Origin of the sequence: Sphingomonas faeni (assembly GCF_040407495.1) — a bacterium.
Lineage (GTDB): Bacteria > Pseudomonadota > Alphaproteobacteria > Sphingomonadales > Sphingomonadaceae > Sphingomonas > Sphingomonas faeni_D.
On sequence record NZ_JAPZPP010000006.1, the window covers coordinates 153,778 to 168,022 of the forward strand.

Consider the following 14,245-nt stretch of genomic DNA (forward strand, 5'->3'; position numbering starts at 1 on the left):
TATTTAATGACGCGCTAACCGGGTACAGCGTTTCATGGATCGGGTGACTGGAATTGCGTGGACCCGTAACGACCGGTAAATGCTGCGGTGCAACCAAAAGACCCTGACGACCCAATTGGAGTTCCGAATGACGATCAAACCGCTTCGCAAGGCCATATTTCCCGTCGCAGGGCTGGGCACGCGCTTTCTGCCGGCGACCAAGTCGATGCCCAAGGAAATGCTGACCGTCGTGGACAAGCCCTTGATCCAATATGCGGTCGAGGAAGCGTTGGAAGCGGGAATCGAGCAGATCATTTTCGTGACCGGTCGCGGCAAGGGAGCGCTCGAGGACCATTTCGATATCTCGTACGAGCTCGAGGATACGATGCGCGAGCGCGGCAAGTCGCTCGACGCGATCAGCCATATCCGGATGAAGCCGGGTTCGCCGGTCTATGTCCGCCAGCAGGAGCCATTGGGTCTTGGCCATGCGGTGTGGTGCGCGCGCGAGATCGTCGGCGACGAGCCGTTCGCGGTGCTGCTCCCCGACGAGTTGATGGTCGGCAAGCCGGGTTTTATGAAGCAGATGGTCGAGGCGTATAATCAGGTCGGCGGCAATGTGATCGGCGCGCTCGAAGTCGCCGATTCGGAGACCGACAAATACGGCATCATCTCGCCCGGTGCGATCGATGGCCGGCTGACCGAAGTCATGGCTCTCATCGAGAAGCCCAAGCAGGGCACGGCGCCGTCGAACCTGATGATTCCCGGCCGATATATCCTCCAGCCCGACGTGATGCGTATCCTCGAGAACCAGGAGAAGGGCGCCGGTGAGGAGATCCAGCTGACAGACGCGATGGCGCAGCTGATCGGCAACCAGCCTTTCCATGGCTTCACCTTCGACGGTCAGCGTTACGATTGCGGCGACAAGGCGGGCTATATCCAGGCAAACCTCGCGATCGCGCTGTCGCGCGCCGACATCGGTCCGGCCGTGCGCGAGTTCGCCAAGGGTCTGCTGGCGGGCTGAACCGGGCCATCACCCATCCGTCACCCCGGACCCGGTCCGGGGTGACGAAGTCGCAGTCGAGAAGGCCTAGCCGCGTGCCGTACCGCAGGCGCAGCAGCCCGGATCCTTCGGCAGGCGGATCGACCGGAAGCGCAGGGCCAGAAGGTCGATCAACAGAAGCTTCCCCGCGGGGTCGTCGCCGAACGGGGCGATCGCGCGGATCACCTCCAATGCGGCGAGGCTGCCGATCACGCCGGTGACGGGGCCCAGCACGCCGTCCTCCGCGCAGCTCGTCTCGGCACGCTCGGGGTCTTCGCCGACGAAACAGCGATAGCAGGGCTTGTCCGCCTCCCAGCCGCGATAGGTGGCGAGCTGGCCTTCGAACTGCCCGACCGCTGCGGAGACCAGCGGGATCTTGGCGGCATACGCGGCGTCAGCGACGCAGAAGCGGGTCGCAAAATTGTCGCAGCCGTCCAGTACGACGTCGGCACCGGCCAGCAGGCATGCGACGTTGGTCGGATCGATCCGCAGGCGGTGCGTTTCGACCGCGACATGCGGATTGATCCGTTGGACCGCTGCCGCTGCCGCTGCGACCTTGGCGATGCCGGTGTCCGCAGTCGTGAAGATCGTCTGGCGCTGAAGGTTGGAGGGTTCGACCGAATCGTCGTCGATCAGGATCAGGCGACCGACGCCGGCGGCTGCGAGATACTGGATCGCGGGCGAGCCGATCCCGCCGGCGCCGACGATCGCGACCGTCGCCGCCTTCAGCCGCGCCTGTCCCGAGCCGCCAAATTCCTTGAGGACGATATGCCGCGCATACCGGACGAGTTCGTCGTCGGAGAGAGTCATGCGCCCCAGGCGAACGTCAGGCTGGTGCGATACCAGGTGTCGGCGGCGGTATCGACCACGTCGATCGCATCGCGCGCGCCGAGAATGACGCCGGCCGCATATTGCTCGACCGTCGGGCAGTCGATCGCACGCGGCGTGATCCGCCGGATCCGACCATCGGGAGTCATTAGCACCGCCAGGTCGAGGGTGAGCGACCAGCCCTGCACCGTCCGGACGGCCTTCGCGCAACGCCCGGCCATGACTTCGCCGTGGACATAGGCAGAAGTATTGGCGAGCGTGGTCGCCTGCCGACGGATGCGCAGGACGGGCAGCGTGCTCCAGTCCTGCGGTGGCAACAAGCTGGATGCGGGGACCGTGGTGGGCGGCGCTGTCGGGGCCGTGGGAACGACCGGCGTCTGATCGGCCTGAGACGCCGCGGCTTGTAGCAGCAGGAGGAAGGCGGCGATCATCGGCCGGTCGATCCGAAGCCGCCTGAACCACGGGCGGTGTCGTCGAGCGTCGCGCCCTCGTCGACCGTGGCGCGGAGGACAACCGCCGGGACGAGCTGCGCGATGCGGTCGCCACGCGCGATCGCGAAGGGCTCCTGGCCGAGGTTGGCAAGGATCACCTTCACTTCGCCGCGATAGTCGCTGTCGATCGTGCCGGGGGTGTTGAGGCAGGTAACGCCGTGCTTGAGCGCGAGGCCGGAGCGGGGGCGGACCTGGACTTCATGGCCGGCGGGAATGGCGATCGCGAAGCCGGTCGCGACGGCGGCGCGGTCGCCGGGGGCGAGCGTCAACGCTTCGGCGGCGACGACGTCCATCCCGGCGGCGCCCTCGGTGGCGTAGGCAGGCAGCGGCAAGCCTTCGCCGTGCGGCAGGCGTTTGAGTTCGATACGGATCATGATGCAGCTTCTAGCGCATCGGCGATGCGGTTTGCCAGTCGGGCGGCGACCGCGTCCTTGGGCAGACGCTCCCAGCTCTCGACTCCGGCTTCGGTAACAAGATGCACGCTGTTGTCCGCGCCTCCCATGACGTCGCCCGATACGTCGTTGGCGACGATCCAGTCCGCGGTCTTGCGCACACGCTTGGCAACGGCGTGCTCGATCACGCTCTCGGTCTCGGCGGCGAACCCGATCAGCAAGCGAGGGCGGTGCGGGCTGCGCGCCAAAGTCGCGAGAATATCGGGATTTTCCGCCAGCGTCAGCGTCGGCGTTACGTCACCCTTCTTCATCTTCTGCGGGACGGCCTCGACATGCCAGTCCGCTACGGCGGCGACCATGACCGCGGCGTCGGCGGGCAGCGCGTGGTCGACTGCGTCCGCCATCTCCCGCGCGGTCTCGACATCGATCCGGTCGACGTCGTGCGGAGTCGGCAGCGTCACGGGGCCGGCGACAAGCGTCACGCGTGCGCCGAGCCGTGCCAGTGCTGCGGCGATCGCGAAGCCCTGTTTGCCCGACGAACGGTTGGCGATGTAGCGGACCGGGTCGATGGGCTCGTGCGTCGGCCCGGCGGTGACGAGGACGTGACGGCCCGCAAGGCGCTTTGGCGGGGCGGGGGCGAGTATCGCTTCGATCGCGGCGACGATCGCGGGCGGTTCGGGGAGGCGGCCTGGACCATATTCGCCGCACGCCATGATGCCTTCGTCGGGCGTCATCGCCGTCACGCCGTCGGCACGCAGTTGCGCGACGTTGCGGACGGTCGCGGCGTGGGTCCACATGCGGACGTTCATCGCGGGCACGACCAGCACGGGTTTGTCGGTGGCGAGCAGCAGCGTCGTCGCGAGGTCGTTGGCGTGGCCGCCCGCCATGCGTGCCATCAGGTCGGCGGTGGCGGGTGCGATGACGATCAGGTCGGCCTGCCGGCTGAGCTGGATATGGCCCATCTCGGCCTCGTCCTTGAGATCCCAGAGCGTCGTATAGACCTTGTCCTCGCTGAGTGCGGCGAGCGTCATCGGCGTGACGAAATGATGCGCCGCCTCGGTCATCACGCAGCGCACCGCATAGCTGCGGGTCTTGAGCAGGCGGATTAGTTCGGCCGCCTTGTAGGCGGCGATCCCGCCACCGACGATCAGGAGAATGCGCTTCATGATCGTATCTCTAGCGGATAATCCGCGTCACGGTAATGCGCCGGCTGTCGAGCGCCGCCTGGACCAGATCGCGCAAACCGTCGGGGACGAACACCAGCCCGGTCAGCAGCACCGGCGTCACTAGCAGCGCCCAGTGCGACGTATCCTCGCGGCCGAACACTACGATGAGCACCACGGTCAGGACGATCGTCGCAAGCACGCGCGTCGCGATCGGATCGCGCCACGTCGCCCAGCCGAACAGGGCAAGGCCGATGATCGGCGCAGCGAGCCACAAGGGGAGCGCGACGAGCGCGGTGACCGATGCTGCCGCCGACAGGACCGTGCCGATGCCCAGTCCTCCAGCCCAGTCGAACAGCAGATCGTCGAGCGGCCTGAGGACCTGCGCCACCGCATGCGCATGGACCGCGAGTACGACGGCCACGACGATCAGCACGGCCGCCCAGCCGAGCGCTTCGCGGCGCCGGTGTTCGGCCAGCGCGAAGGCCAGCATGACGATCGGGTAGAGCGCAGCGGTCTCGCAGATCACCGCGGCTGCCAGCCCCAGGGCGGTCGCTTCGAGATGGCGATCGCGCCGCCGTACTGCGAGCGAAAGCGCTACCATGAGCCCTGCCCAGAGTTCCGGCACGGCGACGAACGATGGCCGCAGCACAAGGCTCGCGAACAGCAGCAGCGCAACCGCCACCTGCGCCGCGCGCGTCTTGAGCGCCGGCTGCAGCCGTCCATACCACGCGACGGCTACCGCAGCGGTCAGCAGGTACAGCATCGCCATCACCGTGACATGGGGCAACGCTGCCTCGATCACCGCTAGCGTCGGCAATTCGAACGCGGTGAACGGCGCCAGCGGATAGTTGCCCGCCCGCAGCGCATCCGCCGTCACCGCATAGTAATTGCCACCATGACGCACACCCTCGACGATCGTGGCATAGAAGGCGGTGTCCACCGGATTAAACGACGCGGCGATTGCCGCTGTCACCGCCACAGCGAGCAGCAACGCCAGCGCCGCCACGACGCCGCATGCGCCGGCTTTAGAAATGCTGGCGAACCGCGACGGTGCCGCCAGCCAGACCGGGATCAGCGCGCGCCGCATCGGCTCGGTCGGCGCGACGGGCAGGCGTGGCGCAGCGTCATGTCAGGCCGAACCATGTTCCCGCGATGCCGACGGCGGCGGCAATTACTGCGACCGCGGCGTAGCGCCAGCCGCCGCCTATCCGGATCACTTCGATCTCGCGCAGCGGCATCGTCGGCGGCGCGCCACCGGGGGCGGGGTAATGCGCTTCGATCCGGCGGACCAGCTCAGGCAACCTCGTCAGCGTCTGGAAGTCGGCGATCAGTCGGTCGGCGATCATCGCCTCGGGGCCGAGTTCGCCGCGGATCCAGTCGCGGACGAACGGTTCGGCGGCTTCCCACAGGTTGATGTCGGGGTTGAGGCTGGTCGCGACGCCCTCGACCATCACCATCGTCTTCTGAAGCAGCAGCAGATGCGGCTGCGTCACCATGTCGAAATCGCGCGTGATCGAGAACAGGCTGTCGAGCATCATGCCGATCGACATGTCCTTGACCGGCAACCCGCGCATCGGCTCGCCGACTGCGCGCAACGCGGTGGCGAATTCGGCGACGTCGTGGTGCGCGGGGACATAACCAGCTTCGAAATGGATCTCGGCGACGCGCTTATAATTGCCGGTGATCAGCCCGTAGAGGATCTCGGCGAGCCAGACGCGGGCGCGGCGGTCGATCCGACCCATGATGCCGAAATCGATCGCGGCGATGCGGTTGCCGGGGAGCGCGAACAGGTTTCCCTGGTGCATGTCAGCGTGGAAGAACCCGTCGGCAATCGCCTGGCGCAGGAACGCGCGGACCAACGTCTGCGCGAGCGCGGGCAGGTCGTAGCCGGCGGCGACGAGCGCGGGGCGATCGGACAGCTTGATGCCGTCGATCCACTCGATCGTCATGACCTTCGCGGTCGATCGCGCCCAGTCGATCGCGGGGATGACGAAATCGGGTTCGGCGGTCATGCCCTCCGCGAGTTCGGAGGCGGACGCGGCTTCGCGGCGGAAGTTGAGTTCGCGCAGGGTCCAGCGCTTGAACGTCTCGATCGTGAGACGGGGGCGCAGGCGCATTGCTTCGGGGCTGAGCGCCTCGAGTTGCGCCGCGGCCCAGCTGTAGGTGTCGATCGCGCGCGCGAAATCGTCCTCGACGCCGGGGCGGAGGACTTTCACCGCGACCTGGCGGCCGTCGGTGGTGACGGCGCGGTGGACCTGCGCGATCGACGCCGCGCCGACCGGGATCGGTTCGATCCGCGAGAACAGCGTTTCCAGCGGCTTGCCGAAGCTCGCCAGCATCGCCGCCTCGATCGTCTCGTAGGGGACGGGGGAGAGTTGGTCCTGCAATCTCAGCAGGTCGTGCGCAGCGTCCTCGCCGACGAGATCCGGCCGCGTCGCGAGCGTCTGCCCGAGCTTGATCGCTGCCGGCCCGATCGCCTGGAACGCATCCGCATAGCGCGGCACTGCCGGCACGCGCGCTCCGAACCGCGCGATCCGCGCGAGGCGGCGGACAGGGGCGGGGGTGTTCGGGTCGCGCTCGATGCCCCGCAGTGCGCCGTGGCGAGCGAGGATGCGGCCCCATTTGAGGAGGCGCCAGACGTGGGTGGTCGAAGCGGTCACTGGGTGAGCGCGCCTTGAAAAGAGTTATGTTCACGCGAAGGCGCGAAGGCGCGAAGATAGATTGGTTCACGCGGAGACGCGGAGACGCGGAGAGAAGGAAGAACTGGTTCGCGCAGAGGCGCAGAGGCGCGGGGGTGTTTGGCTTCGCCGCGGATGCGGCTTTTCATTATTGGCGAATGGCTAGCAAAGCGCTGACGCGCGCAAGACCTGGCGCCTTCGCGCTCACTTACTCTCCGCGTCTCCGCGTCTCCGCGTGAACCACTCTTCACGCCTTCGCGCCTTCGCGTGATCACTAGATCTTCCAACCGCTGTGGATCGCGACGAGGCCACCCAACAAAGGTTCGACCTTCGTCTGCACGAAGCCCGCGTCCGCGATCATGCTCTTGAACTTGGGCATGTCCGGGAAGCGGCGGATCGATTCGATCAGGTAGCGGTAGCTGTCGGCGTCCTGTGCGAGCAGCTGACCGAGCTTCGGGACCATCTTGTGCGAATAGGCGTCGTACACCTCGGCGAACCCAGGCCAGACGGTGGTCGAGAATTCGAGGCAGTAGAACCGTCCGCCACGGCGAAGGACGCGGTGAGCTTCGCGCAAGGCCTTGGGGATGTCGGTCACGTTACGGATTCCGAACGCGATCGTGTACGCGTCGAAGAACTTGTCGGGGAAGGTCAGCGTTTCCGCGTTGGCTTCGGTCCAGACGAGGCCGTTGATGCCGCGCTTCTGCGCGCGCTGCATGCCGACTTCGAGCATCTGTGGGTTGATGTCGGCGACCGTGATCGACGCGCCCGACGGCTCCATGCGGAACGCGATGTCGCCCGTGCCGCCGGCCATGTCGAGGATCTGCTCGCCTTCGCGCGGCTTTACGCGGCGGACGAAGCGGTCCTTCCACAGCCGGTGCATGCCGCCCGACATCGCATCGTTCATCAGGTCGTATTTGCCTGCGACGTTCGAGAAGACGCCGCCGACGCGGGCGGTCTTCTCGGTGGCGGGGATGTCTTCGTAGCCGAAGGAGACGGTATCGGGCGTGAGTGCGGGCGCGGGCGCGATCAAGTCGTTCATATCCTGCGCTCTAGCCGCGCCTTGTGGCGCGAGCAAACGCAACCTAGCTGCAAACCGTGCCAGAATTACCAGAAGTCGAAACCACCGTGCGCGGGCTGGAGCCCGTGCTGAAGGGCCAGCGCCTGACCTCCGTCGAGCCGCGTCGTGCCGACCTGCGCAAAGCGATCCCGGTCGACCTGCGCCAGCGGATGACGGGGGCGACCGTTACGCATTTGGGCCGTCGTGCCAAATACGGGCTCATCGATACCGATCGTGGCGATACGCTCGTCTTCCATCTCGGCATGTCGGGTCGCTGGCGAGTCGATCCGAGCGAACTGCTCGCGCACGACCACCTGCTGATCGGCACCGCGGCGGGGCGGACGGTCGCGCTCAACGATGCGCGGCGATTCGGCTTTCTCGATCTTTGGGCGACCGACGACATCGCGAATTACCCGCCGTTCCTCAGCATGGGGCCGGAGCCGCTTGGGCCCGACCTGACCGCCGCGTATCTGCTCGAGGCGCTCGAAGGCCGGGGGGCGTCGATCAAGGCGATGCTGCTCGACCAGCGAATCGTCGCGGGTCTCGGCAATATCTATGTGTGCGAGGCGCTGCACATGGCGAAGATCGCGCCGTCACGCGCGGCGGGGCGGATATCGCTGTTTCGACTCGAGCGACTCGTCGAGGCGATTCGTACGGTGCTGACCGCGGCGATCTTGGCCGGCGGTTCGTCGCTGCGTGATTACGTCCGGCCCGATGGCGAGCTTGGCTATTTCTCCAAGCAATGGCGCGTCTATGGGCGCGAGGGTGAGCCGTGCGAATGCGGTGCTACGGTGAAGCGGCGGACGGAGGGCGGGCGCTCGACGTTCTGGTGCCCGAAGTGCCAACGCGGTTGACGATCTAGGACAAAGTGGGTAGGGCCGCGGCTTCGAGAGGGCGTAGGAGCAATCCGGCGCCCCTTTTTATTCATTCGAACATCCAGAGGGCTTCATGGCGAACACGCCGCAGGCGAAAAAGCGTATCCGTCGCAACGACCGTCGCGCGGAAGTGAACGGCAACCGCGTCGGCCGTATCCGTACCTTCATCAAGAAGGTCGAGGCCGCATTGGCTTCGGGCGACAAGGGCGCAGCGACCACCGCACTCGCGGCCGCACAGCCTGAGCTGCAGCGTGGCGTCGCCAAGGGCGTGCTGCACAAGAACACCGCGAGCCGCAAGTTCGCGCGTCTGACCAAGGCCGTGACCGGGCTCGCATAAGCGACCGATCACTGTCGAAAGCGGATCACCCGTCGGGACATTCCCGGCGGGTTTTTTGCGTCTGCGAAGGGAACCAAGTGCGACGGTGCGTAACCCACGGATTCCCCGCGATTCGAGTGGTCCGAAGTCAAGTCACGTAATGGTTGAATTCGCAAAAAATACGTAAACACAGCCACTTATAAAAATATCGACGCATTTCCGCGGCTTGATCAAGTCAACCCGCTTTATTTCGAAAATGTGACGCCTCGGGGTCTTGCTCGGATCGTCGATCGCTTCATAACGGGGCTCACAGCGACGGTGGTTTCCACCGCTGCATCAAACACACAGGGCGAAGATGCCGGATGACCCTTGGGGTCGTCAGGGGGACCATTTTCTGTCGGGACTATATCACCCGCGCGAGCAATCTCGCGGGGTCGGAGAAGCGTGCGCGTGACGAAGTGGCAAGGATCAGTAACGCACGCGACCGAGGCCGAAAAGGCCTGGGCTCGCGTACGTGCATCCTTACGCGATTCGGCGGGGGCACGCCTGTTCGAGCAGTGGCTCAAGCCGATCGAACTGATCCCCGGAGAGGACCGCGACACGATCCGGCTGGCGCTGCCGTCGGCGTTCATGACGAACTGGGTCCGCAATCACTATGCCGACCGACTCGTGCTCGAATTCAAGCAGATCCTGCCCCACGTCCGCACCGTCCAGATCGAGACCCGGGTGCCGGGTCGCGCGCCCGTCGTGCTGGCGATCGAGCCGGTGGCCGATGCCATTCCGGCCAAGCCCGTTGCGGATCCGTTGCCGGTCGAGGCCCAGCCGGCCCCGAAGCCGGTCGCAGAGCCGGTGCAGGCGTCGATGAAGTTCGGCGTTGATCCGTCGCTGAAACCAGCACCGGCCCCCGTTGTGACGTTGGCGCCTATCGGCATACCGGCAGAGCGTCCGCCGCTCGACCCGCGTTACACCTTCGCACGATTCGTCGTCGACCCGTCGAACAAGGTCGCGTTCAACGCGGCCAAGGTGCTTGCCGAGCCGGGGCCGGTCCGGTTCAGCCCGTTGTTCCTTCACAGTGGCACGGGGCAGGGCAAGACCCACCTCATGCACGCGATCGGTCACGCGTTCCTCGAGCATAACCCGCACGCGATCGTGCTGTGCATGTCCGCCGAGCGCTTCATGTACGATTTCGTCGCGTCGATGCGCGCGCGCGATACGCATGCCTTCAAACAGCGGCTGCGCGGTGCCGACCTGTTGCTGATCGACGATCTCCAGTTCATCGCCGGCAAGGACGCGACGCAGGAAGAATTCTTCCACACGGTCAACGAGATCATGGCGGCCGGCAAGCGGCTGGTGATCTCCGCCGATCGCTGCCCGCAGGCGCTGGAAGGCGTCGAGGCGCGGATCGTCAGCCGGATGTCGGTCGGTCTCGTTGCGGATATAAAGGCGCCTGATCTTACTTTGCGCCGGACGATCCTCGACCGGAAACTGGTCGACCTGCCCGACATGCGCGTGCCGACCGACGTGCTCGACCTGCTCGCGGCGCGGATTCATGCGAACATCCGCGAGCTCGAGGGCGCGCTGAACCGGGTCGTCGCGTATGCGCAGCTGACCGGCGACACGATCGACCTCGACTTCGCGGTGGCGACGTTGGGTGAAGTGCTGCGGGGGGCGCAGAAGCGCGTGACGATCGACGAGATCCAGAAGCTCGTGTCGGCGCATTTCGAACTGAAGCCGCTCGACCTGATTTCGGCGCGGCGCGCGCGGGCTGTGGCGCGGCCGCGGCAGATCGCGATGTACCTGGCTAAGCGGCTGACGACGCGGTCGCTGCCCGAGATCGGCCGGAAATTCGGTGGGCGCGATCACTCGACGGTGATCCATGCGGTGCGGAAGATCGAGGAGCTGCGTGATTCGGACCGGGATATCGACGCGGCGGTGCGCGTGCTGATGCGCGAGCTGGAAGGCTAGGCTAGCCCGTACTTCCTTGTTCTCTCGCGAAGGCGGGAGTCCAGTCTGAACCCCCGCCTTCGCGGGGGAACAAGCTTGTGCGCGCGATATCGCGGCCTGTAGCCGCGTGACCCGGCACACCAAAAACTACCCCGTCATCCTGACGAAAGTTAGGATCCAGCGTTACGGACGCTGCCCTTTATGGCTCTGGATCCTGACTTCCGTCAGGATGACGGGATAGGGGTTAAACCTGCAATCCCATCGCGTCTTGCGTCTGCTTCAACACCGGTGCCGCCAGCGCGCGCGCTTTCTCCGCGCCCGCCTGCAATACTGCCGTCACCGCGCTGCGGTCATCCAGTAGCCGCACCATCTCGTCGCGGATCGGGCCCAATTTCGCCACCGCGAGATCCGCCAGCGCAGGCTTGAACGCGCCGAAGCCCTTGCCGCCGAACTCGCCGAGCACGGTCGCGACGTCGCTATCCGCCAACGCCGCGTAGATCGTCAGCAGGTTGCGCGCCTCGGCGCGGTCGCCGAGTTCCTCGACCGTCGTCGGCAGCACGTCGGGGTCGGTCTTCGCCTTGCGGAACTTGTCGGCGATCGTGTCGTCGCTGTCGATCAGCTTGACGACCGACTGCTCGGACGGGTTCGACTTCGACATCTTCGCCGACGCATCGCGCAACGACATGATCCGCGGCGCCGCCTTGCTGATCAGCGGCGCGGGCAGCGTGAACAGGTCGACGCCGTAGTCGCCGTTGAACTTGGTCGCGATGTCGCGTGCGAGTTCGAGATGCTGCTTCTGGTCCTCGCCGACCGGCACGTGCGTCGCGTTGTAGAGCAACACGTCGGCGGCCATCAGCACGGGGTAGTCGTACAGCCCGACGCTCGCGCCCTCGCGATTCTTGCCCGCCTTGTCCTTGAACTGCGTCATGCGGTTCAGCCAACCGACGCGGGCGACGGTGTTGAGCAACCACGCCATCTCACTATGCGCCGACACGCGCGCCTGGTTGAACAGGATCGATTTCGCCGGGTCGATCCCCGCCGCGATCATCGTCGCGGCGACCTCGATCGTGTGCGACGAGAGCTCGGCGGGCGCGATCCATTCGGTCGGCGCGTGCAGATCGGCGATGAAGAACATCGATTCGCCGCCCTGCGCCGCCACGTCGTCCTGCAACGTCACCCACTGCTTCACCGCCCCCAGGTAATTGCCGAGATGGAGATTACCGGTGGGCTTGATGCCGGACAGGACGCGCATGGAGAAACCTTACTTAGAACGACGCAGAAGCGTGGAGATGTCGCCCAGCCGGAACGCGCCGGTGAGCAATGTCGCGATCGCATAGACGACGCCGCCGGTCGCGACCAGCACGAGCATCGCCCCCCAGCGCTCGACGCTGGCACCCGTCACGAACGGCTGGAACAGGTCGTTGAGGAAATACATCACCACGCCCATGATCAGCGCGGCGACCAGCAGCCGCCACGTCCGCCGCAGCAGCCGCGCGTCGGGCGTGAAGTGCCCGCGGCGGACGAGCGTGCGGTACAGCATCGCGACGTTCACCGTGCTGGCGATCGCGGTAGCGAGCGGCGGCCCCATATGGCCCAGCGGCTTGATGAAGGCGAGGTTGAGCACGAGGTTCACGACCATCGACATCGTCGCATACCGCACCGGCGTGCGCGTGTCGGAACGCGCGTAATAGCCCGGCGTCAGGACCTTCACGAGGATGTACGACGGCAACCCGATCGAGAACGCGGCCAAGGCCTGCGCGGTCAGCACGCTGTCCTGGAGCGCGAACTTGCCGTGCTGGAACAGTGCACCGACGATTGGCACCCCGCACACGATCAGCGCGACTGTTGCGGGGAGGGTGAGGAACAGCGCGAGCTCCATGCCGCGGTTCTGCGTCGCCATCGCCTCTGCATCTTCGCCGCGCCCGAGCTGGCGCGAGATCGTGGGCAGCAGGACGGTGCCGAGCCCGATCCCGATCAGCCCGAGCGGCAGCTGGTTCAGCCGGTCCGCGAAATAGATGTATGAGACTGATCCTGCCGGCAGCAAGGCGGCGGCGAGCGCGGTAGAGACGACGAGGTTGATCTGCACCGCGCCCGCCCCGGCCGCGGCGGGCCAGATCAGCGACATGAGCTTCTTAACGTCGGGATTGAGTTGCGGGCGCTTCAGCCGGAGCATCACGCCGGACGCGCGGCACGCCCAGATCAGCCAGGCGAGCTGCAACGCCCCCGAGACCGTCACTGCGATTGCCTGGTTGCGCGCGGTCAGCAGTGGCTGGTGTTCGTGGAACAGCAGCAGTGCCGCAATCAGCGTTGCGTTCAGCAGGATCGGCGCCGCCGCGTTGATCCAGAACTTGTGCAGCGAATTGAGGATACCACCGAGCAGTGACACCAGACTGATCAGCAGCAGATAGGGCAGGGTGATCCGCGACAGGTGAACGACATAGTCGAACCGCTCCGCACTCGCGCCGTTGAACCCGAAGGTCAGCAGCCACGTCATCGGCCACGCGGCAAGCTCGAACAGCACCGTCATCAGGATCAGCGTCGGCAACAGCACCGACAGCGCGTCCTCGGCGAACGCGATCCCGTCCGGTAGCCCGCGCCCGTCCTTGTCGCCTACCTTCCGATTGAACATCGGGATGAACGCGGCGGAGAAGGCGCCCTCCGCGAAAAGGGCGCGGAACATGTTGGGGAGGCGGAACGCGATCAGGAACGCGTCCGACGCGAACCCGGCGCCGACGAACCGTGCGAACAGCGAGTCGCGCAGCAGCCCCAGGACGCGGCTGGCGAGCGTCAGCCCGCCGACCGATCCCAGCGCCTTGGTGAGGTTCATCTAATAACGCTCCGCCTCCGGTCGATCAGGCCTGGCCGAAATCGCCAACGTTCGGCTGGATGCCAGCCTGCTCGGACTGCGTCAGATACAGCTGGCCGAAATCGATCGGCTCGAGCAGCAGCGGCGGGAAGCCGCCGTCACGCACGGCGTCGGACAGCACCCGGCGCGCGAACGGGAACAGCAGGCGCGGAGCCTCGCCAAGCAGGAACGGCTGGACATGCTCGGCCGGGATGTTGCGCAGCCCGAACAGGCCCGCGTACGAAAGGTCGACGATGAACGCGACCTGCCCGTCGCTCTCGGCGCGAACGTCGATCTTAAGCACGACCTCATGCACCTCGTCGCCGACCTGTGCCGCACCGATATTGAACTGCACGTCGATCGCCGGCGGGGTCTGGTTTTGGTAGACCGCTGGTGCGTTCGGGTTCTCGAACGACAGGTCCTTGACGTATTGCGAGATCAGCCCGGCAGCGGGGTTCGTGTCCTCGCCGTTTGCAAGTGCCTGGTCTGGCGCAGCCACGCCGTTGTCCTGATCATCCATTCGTCATGTCCTTCGAAGATAAGCGCGGAAATGGGACCGAAGCGGCACGCTTGCGCGTTCATATCGGTCAGGGCGCTGCGAGTAGCAGTGCCGACGGGGCGTTTCAACGGGCCCG

14 protein-coding genes are annotated in these 14,245 nt (G+C 66.0%); 4 read left to right on the forward strand and 10 right to left on the reverse strand.

All coding sequences use genetic code 11. The annotated features are described in order from the left end of the window. Positions 1-127: 127 nt before the first annotated feature. On the forward strand, positions 128-1,000 hold the full coding sequence (gene galU / locus O6W96_RS17320) for a UTP--glucose-1-phosphate uridylyltransferase GalU (protein WP_353470707.1): 873 nt from the start codon (positions 128-130) through the stop codon (positions 998-1,000). A gap of 66 nt (positions 1,001-1,066) precedes the next feature. Here the strand turns inward: galU and O6W96_RS17325 are convergent, their stop codons facing one another. The 7 genes from O6W96_RS17325 to O6W96_RS17355 form a co-directional block, all read right to left on the reverse strand. Beyond that, a complete protein-coding gene (locus O6W96_RS17325) occupies positions 1,067-1,828 on the reverse strand; it encodes a HesA/MoeB/ThiF family protein (protein ID WP_353470708.1) in 762 nt (253 codons plus the stop codon). Next, positions 1,825-2,277 carry a hypothetical protein gene (locus O6W96_RS17330; protein ID WP_353470709.1) on the reverse strand — a complete coding sequence of 151 codons (453 nt, stop codon included), beginning with the start codon at positions 2,275-2,277 and terminating at the stop codon, positions 1,825-1,827. The genes O6W96_RS17325 and O6W96_RS17330 overlap by 4 nt, the downstream gene beginning before the upstream one ends. Next, on the reverse strand, positions 2,274-2,711 hold the full coding sequence (gene dut, locus O6W96_RS17335; RefSeq protein ID WP_353470710.1) for a dUTP diphosphatase: 438 nt from the start codon (positions 2,709-2,711) through the stop codon (positions 2,274-2,276). Before dut ends, O6W96_RS17330 begins: the two co-directional genes overlap by 4 nt. Continuing rightward, on the reverse strand, positions 2,708-3,895 hold the full coding sequence (gene coaBC / locus O6W96_RS17340; protein WP_353470711.1) for a bifunctional phosphopantothenoylcysteine decarboxylase/phosphopantothenate--cysteine ligase CoaBC: 1,188 nt from the start codon (positions 3,893-3,895) through the stop codon (positions 2,708-2,710). Before coaBC ends, dut begins: the two co-directional genes overlap by 4 nt. A gap of 10 nt (positions 3,896-3,905) precedes the next feature. Further along, complete coding sequence (locus tag O6W96_RS17345; RefSeq protein ID WP_353470712.1) at positions 3,906-4,982, reverse strand: hypothetical protein; 1,077 nt, start codon at positions 4,980-4,982, stop codon at positions 3,906-3,908. 37 nt (positions 4,983-5,019) lie between these two features. After that, positions 5,020-6,555 carry a 2-polyprenylphenol 6-hydroxylase gene (ubiB, locus tag O6W96_RS17350; protein ID WP_353470713.1) on the reverse strand — a complete coding sequence of 512 codons (1,536 nt, stop codon included), beginning with the start codon at positions 6,553-6,555 and terminating at the stop codon, positions 5,020-5,022. Positions 6,556-6,847: 292 nt separating this feature from the next. Further along, positions 6,848-7,612: a class I SAM-dependent methyltransferase gene (locus tag O6W96_RS17355; RefSeq protein ID WP_353470714.1), complete on the reverse strand. Its 765-nt coding sequence runs from the start codon at positions 7,610-7,612 to the stop codon at positions 6,848-6,850. Between the two features lie 56 nt (positions 7,613-7,668). Here O6W96_RS17355 and mutM point away from each other — a divergent pair, with 56 nt between their 5' ends. The 3 genes from mutM to dnaA all read left to right on the forward strand — a co-directional run bounded on the left by mutM (position 7,669) and on the right by dnaA (position 10,786). Next, a complete protein-coding gene (gene mutM, locus O6W96_RS17360; protein ID WP_353470715.1) occupies positions 7,669-8,484 on the forward strand; it encodes a bifunctional DNA-formamidopyrimidine glycosylase/DNA-(apurinic or apyrimidinic site) lyase in 816 nt (271 codons plus the stop codon). A gap of 94 nt (positions 8,485-8,578) precedes the next feature. Beyond that, a complete protein-coding gene (gene rpsT, locus O6W96_RS17365) occupies positions 8,579-8,842 on the forward strand; it encodes a 30S ribosomal protein S20 (protein ID WP_031394736.1) in 264 nt (87 codons plus the stop codon). A 429-nt stretch (positions 8,843-9,271) separates the two neighbouring features. Then, positions 9,272-10,786, forward strand: a complete 1,515-nt coding sequence (gene dnaA, locus O6W96_RS17370; RefSeq protein ID WP_353470716.1) for a chromosomal replication initiator protein DnaA — start codon at positions 9,272-9,274, stop codon at positions 10,784-10,786. Positions 10,787-11,009: 223 nt separating this feature from the next. Here the strand turns inward: dnaA and trpS are convergent, their stop codons facing one another. Genes trpS through secB form a run of 3 tightly spaced genes read right to left on the reverse strand, consistent with a single transcriptional unit; the run spans position 11,010 to position 14,130 of the window. Then, positions 11,010-12,017 (reverse strand): tryptophan--tRNA ligase, encoded by a 1,008-nt coding sequence (gene trpS / locus O6W96_RS17375; RefSeq protein WP_353470717.1) that lies wholly within the window; start codon positions 12,015-12,017, stop codon positions 11,010-11,012. A 9-nt stretch (positions 12,018-12,026) separates the two neighbouring features. Then, a complete protein-coding gene (gene murJ / locus O6W96_RS17380; protein ID WP_353470718.1) occupies positions 12,027-13,592 on the reverse strand; it encodes a murein biosynthesis integral membrane protein MurJ in 1,566 nt (521 codons plus the stop codon). Between the two features lie 25 nt (positions 13,593-13,617). After that, positions 13,618-14,130, reverse strand: a complete 513-nt coding sequence (gene secB / locus O6W96_RS17385; RefSeq protein WP_353470719.1) for a protein-export chaperone SecB — start codon at positions 14,128-14,130, stop codon at positions 13,618-13,620. Between the last annotated feature and the right edge of the window lie 115 nt (positions 14,131-14,245).

Coding starts and splice junctions, on each gene's coding strand:
- galU (WP_353470707.1), top strand. CDS start 128: ATGACGATCAAACCGCTTCGCAAGGCCATATTTCCCGTCGCAGGGCTG.
- O6W96_RS17325 (WP_353470708.1), bottom strand. CDS start 1,828: ATGACTCTCTCCGACGACGAACTCGTCCGGTATGCGCGGCATATCGTC.
- O6W96_RS17330 (WP_353470709.1), bottom strand. CDS start 2,277: ATGATCGCCGCCTTCCTCCTGCTGCTACAAGCCGCGGCGTCTCAGGCC.
- dut (WP_353470710.1), bottom strand. CDS start 2,711: ATGATCCGTATCGAACTCAAACGCCTGCCGCACGGCGAAGGCTTGCCG.
- coaBC (WP_353470711.1), bottom strand. CDS start 3,895: ATGAAGCGCATTCTCCTGATCGTCGGTGGCGGGATCGCCGCCTACAAG.
- O6W96_RS17345 (WP_353470712.1), bottom strand. CDS start 4,982: ATGCGGCGCGCGCTGATCCCGGTCTGGCTGGCGGCACCGTCGCGGTTC.
- O6W96_RS17355 (WP_353470714.1), bottom strand. CDS start 7,612: ATGAACGACTTGATCGCGCCCGCGCCCGCACTCACGCCCGATACCGTC.
- rpsT (WP_031394736.1), top strand. CDS start 8,579: ATGGCGAACACGCCGCAGGCGAAAAAGCGTATCCGTCGCAACGACCGT.
- trpS (WP_353470717.1), bottom strand. CDS start 12,017: ATGCGCGTCCTGTCCGGCATCAAGCCCACCGGTAATCTCCATCTCGGC.
- murJ (WP_353470718.1), bottom strand. CDS start 13,592: ATGAACCTCACCAAGGCGCTGGGATCGGTCGGCGGGCTGACGCTCGCC.
- secB (WP_353470719.1), bottom strand. CDS start 14,130: ATGGATGATCAGGACAACGGCGTGGCTGCGCCAGACCAGGCACTTGCA.